General features: G+C 66.7%; 3 protein-coding genes. 1 reads left to right on the forward strand and 2 read right to left on the reverse strand.

From position 1 onward, the window contains the following. Positions 1-50 precede the first annotated feature (50 nt). The gene (locus AB4Y84_RS16455) at positions 51-1,703 is read left to right on the forward strand and encodes a M28 family metallopeptidase (protein WP_442250459.1); all 1,653 of its coding nucleotides are present in this window, start codon (positions 51-53) and stop codon (positions 1,701-1,703) included. 160 nt (positions 1,704-1,863) lie between these two features. On the opposite strand, the gene AB4Y84_RS16460 is transcribed toward AB4Y84_RS16455, so the two are convergent. Continuing rightward, complete coding sequence (locus AB4Y84_RS16460) at positions 1,864-2,199, reverse strand: hypothetical protein (RefSeq protein WP_442244043.1); 336 nt, start codon at positions 2,197-2,199, stop codon at positions 1,864-1,866. Between the two features lie 31 nt (positions 2,200-2,230). Beyond that, positions 2,231-3,495: MFS transporter (locus AB4Y84_RS16465; RefSeq protein WP_442250458.1), on the reverse strand; the 1,265-nt coding region annotated here is incomplete at its 5' end.

Here is a 3,495-nt window from a genome sequence, read left to right on the forward strand (position 1 = left end):
CGTTACACTCTGGTGACTTCCAAGCTAGCCGTGGTATTGCCGTGAACCCGATGCGCGTGTTGCTGCTGTCGTCCTGCCTGTTCGTCGGTGGCCTGGCCCATGCGGCCAATGACCTGCCCGGCGGCGGCATCGATCCGCAGGCGCTGTCGCGTCATGTGCGCGTGCTGGCATCGGACGAATTCGAAGGCCGCGCACCGGCCACCGAAGGTGAAGAACGCACCGTGCAGTACCTGATCGAGCAGTTCCGCAGCTACGGCCTGCAGCCGGGTGGCGTGGACGGCAGCTGGGTACAGCCGGTACCGCTGGTGCGCGCGCAGCTGGATGGCCCGGCCAAGGCCAGTCTCGCCCTGAAGGGCGGCAAGCGTGCGCTGGCCAATGGTGTGGACGTGACCCTGCAGAGCCTGCAGCCGCGCACGCGCGTGCAGATCAAGGATGCACCGCTGGTGTTCGTCGGCTATGGCATCGATGCGCCCGAGCGCCACTGGAACGACTACAAGGACGTGGACCTGCACGGCAAGATCGCCGTGATGTTGATCAACGACGCCGATTTTGAAGCCGACGCGCCAGGTGCGTTCGATGGCAAGGCGGTGACCTACTACGGCCGCTGGACCTACAAGTTCGAAGAAGCCGCGCGCCGTGGTGCCGAAGGCGTGCTGATCGTGCATGAGACCGCACCGGCCGCCTACGGCTGGGCCACGGTGAAGAGTTCGGGTACCTCGCCGCTGTTCGACATCGAGCGCGGCCAGGCCGAAGCGATGGCCCAGCACACGCCGCTGCGCGGCTGGATGCAGCGAGAGCTGGCCGAACAGATCTTCGCCGACGCCGGGCTGGATTTCGATGCCGAGAAGCGCAAGGCGATGAGTGCGGACTTCCGCCCGGTTGCGCTGGACAACGCGAAGCTGAGCGTCGATTTCGCGCTCAAGCGCGAGCAGGTGGTGACCCGCAACGTGGTGGCCAAGCTGCCCGGCGGCGAGCACGCCGATGAGGCGGTGATCTTCTCGGCGCACTGGGATGCCTTTGGCATCGGCCAGGCCGACGCCAAGGGCGATCGTATCCGCCGCGGTGCGATCGACAACGCCACCGGCGTGGCCACCGTGCTGGAACTTGGCCGGGTGTTCGCCGCCGGCCCGCAGCCGCAGCRCACCCTGTACTTCGTCGCCCTGACCGCCGAGGAGAAGGGCCTGCTGGGCGCCAGCTACTACGCCGCGCACCCGCTGGCGCCGCTGGACAAGACCGCTGCGGTGCTGAACATCGAGATGTTCAGCCCGGATGGTGCCACCCGTGACATCGCCTCGTGGGGCAAGGGGCGGGTGTCGCTGGAAGGCGACCTGGAACGCGTGGCCAAGGCCCGTGGCCGCAGTTACAGCCCGGATCCGAACCTGGAAGCCGGCTTCTTCTACCGTGCCGACCACTTCGCCTTTGCCCGCCTGGGCGTGCCGGCGATCACCATCGGCCCGGGCCTGGACAAGCTTGAGGGCGGCGTCGAGGCCGGTCGCGCGCTGCGCGAGAAGTACTTCGCCGACTGCTACCACCAGGCCTGCGATGCATGGACGCCGAGCTGGGATCCGGCGGGCCACGCGGCCGACACCCTGCTGGTCTACGACCTGGGCGCCGAACTGGCCAACAGCCGCCGCTGGCCGCAGTGGGAGAAGGAATCCGAATTCCACGGCGCCCGCGAGAAGAGCGAAGCCGCCCGCCGGTAAACGCACGGCAATGCCGGCCTCTGCTGGCCGGCAACCTCTGAACGCGCGGGCAATGCCGGCCGGTGCCCGTTAACCTCTGAACGCGTGGCAGTGCCGGCCGCTGGCCGGCAACCTCATGAACCTTCCTAAGGGATGCGCAGATGCCGGCCAGCGGCCGGCACTACCACGTCTTCCGCAGCAGCTTCCAGGCACCCCAGCCGGCGGCCACAAGCGCGCCCAGGTAACAGGCCATCATCGTGCGCAGACCGGCCACCGGTGCGGGGTTGATGCCCCGGCTCAGGCGCAGATGCAGGGTGCTGGTACCGCTGCCCAGATCCACTGCCAGCTGCAGCATCAGTGCAGCGCAGAACGCCAGCAGGGCAATGCCGAAGCCGATACGTGGCCAACTCGCTTGGGCGCCGGGCCGGCAGATCATCCATGCCAGCAGGGTTGCCGCGCCCAGACCCAGTGCGAGCCATACCAGCGGCGTGGCAGGAGACGCGGCGGCCACCGGCATTGCACCGGTGGCCGCGATCACTACGGCGCGTTTACTTGCGCGTGCCGTCGAGCCAGTTGGGGCCCTTGTTGGTGAGGAAGAACACATAGACCACCAACGATACCGCGATCGTCGCGGTGACGTAGATGGCGAACCAGTCCACGTGGCCGGTCTTCAATGCGCCCTGGTACAGCAGCGGCGCGGTGCCGCCGAACAGCGAGTTGGCCAATGCATAGCCGAAGCCCACGCCCAGCGCACGAATGTGGGTGGGGAACAGCTCTGCCTTCACCACGGCGTTGATGGAGGTGTAGCCGGTGAGGATGACAAAGCCCAGTGCCAGGGTGAGGAAGGCGAGGGTGGCATCGTGCTGGTGCGGCAGCTGGGTGATCAGGTACCAGCTGTACAGCACGCCGCCCACACCGAAGAACACCAGCAAGCTCTTGCGGCCGATGATGTCCGACAGCCAGCCGCCCACCGGCTGCAGCACCATCAGGAAGGCCAGCACACCCAGGTTGATCAGGGTGCCGGTCATCGGATCGTTGCCGGCGAAGGCGCTCTGGATCATCTTCGGGCCGTTCACCGAGTAGGTGTAGAAGGCGATGGTGCCACCGGCGGTGATCAGGAAGCACAGCAGCAGCGGGCGCCACTGGTGCACGAACAGCTCGTACATCGAGCCGGACTTTTTGTCCTTGCCTTCGCGCGCGGCCTCGATGGAGGATTCCGACAGCGACTCGTCCATGCCACGGCGCAGCCAGAACACGACCACGGCGGCGATGCCACCGATGCCGAAGGCGATGCGCCAGCCCCACTCGGAGATTTCCGGCTTGGCCCAGAACGTCAGCATCACGAACAGGGTCAGCTGGGCCAGCACATGGCCGCCCACCAGGGTGACGTAGTGGAACGAGGACAGGAAACCGCGGCGGCCCGGAATGGCGGCCTCGGACATGTAGGTGGCGCTGGCACCGTACTCGCCACCGGTGGCGAAGCCCTGCAGCAGGCGCGCGAACAGCAGGATGATCGCCGCCCAGATGCCGATGCTGGCAGCGGTGGGGGTGATGGCGATGATGAACGAGCAGAAGGCCATCAGCGTGACCGACACGGTCAACGCAAGGCGACGGCCATGACGGTCGGCGAAGCGACCGAAGAACCATGCGCCGATCGGGCGCATCAGGAAGGTCGCGGCGAAGATCGCCCACACGTACATGGTGGAGTTCTTGTCTTCGGGCGAGAAGAACTGCGATTCGAAGTACACGGCGAACACCGAGTACACGTAGACGTCGTACCACTCCACCAGGTTGCCGGCGGAGCCCTTGAGGG

The sequence above is a fragment of the Stenotrophomonas sp. 2YAF22 genome (assembly GCF_052114665.1).
In the GTDB taxonomy this organism is placed as follows: Bacteria; Pseudomonadota; Gammaproteobacteria; order Xanthomonadales; family Xanthomonadaceae; genus Stenotrophomonas; species Stenotrophomonas indicatrix.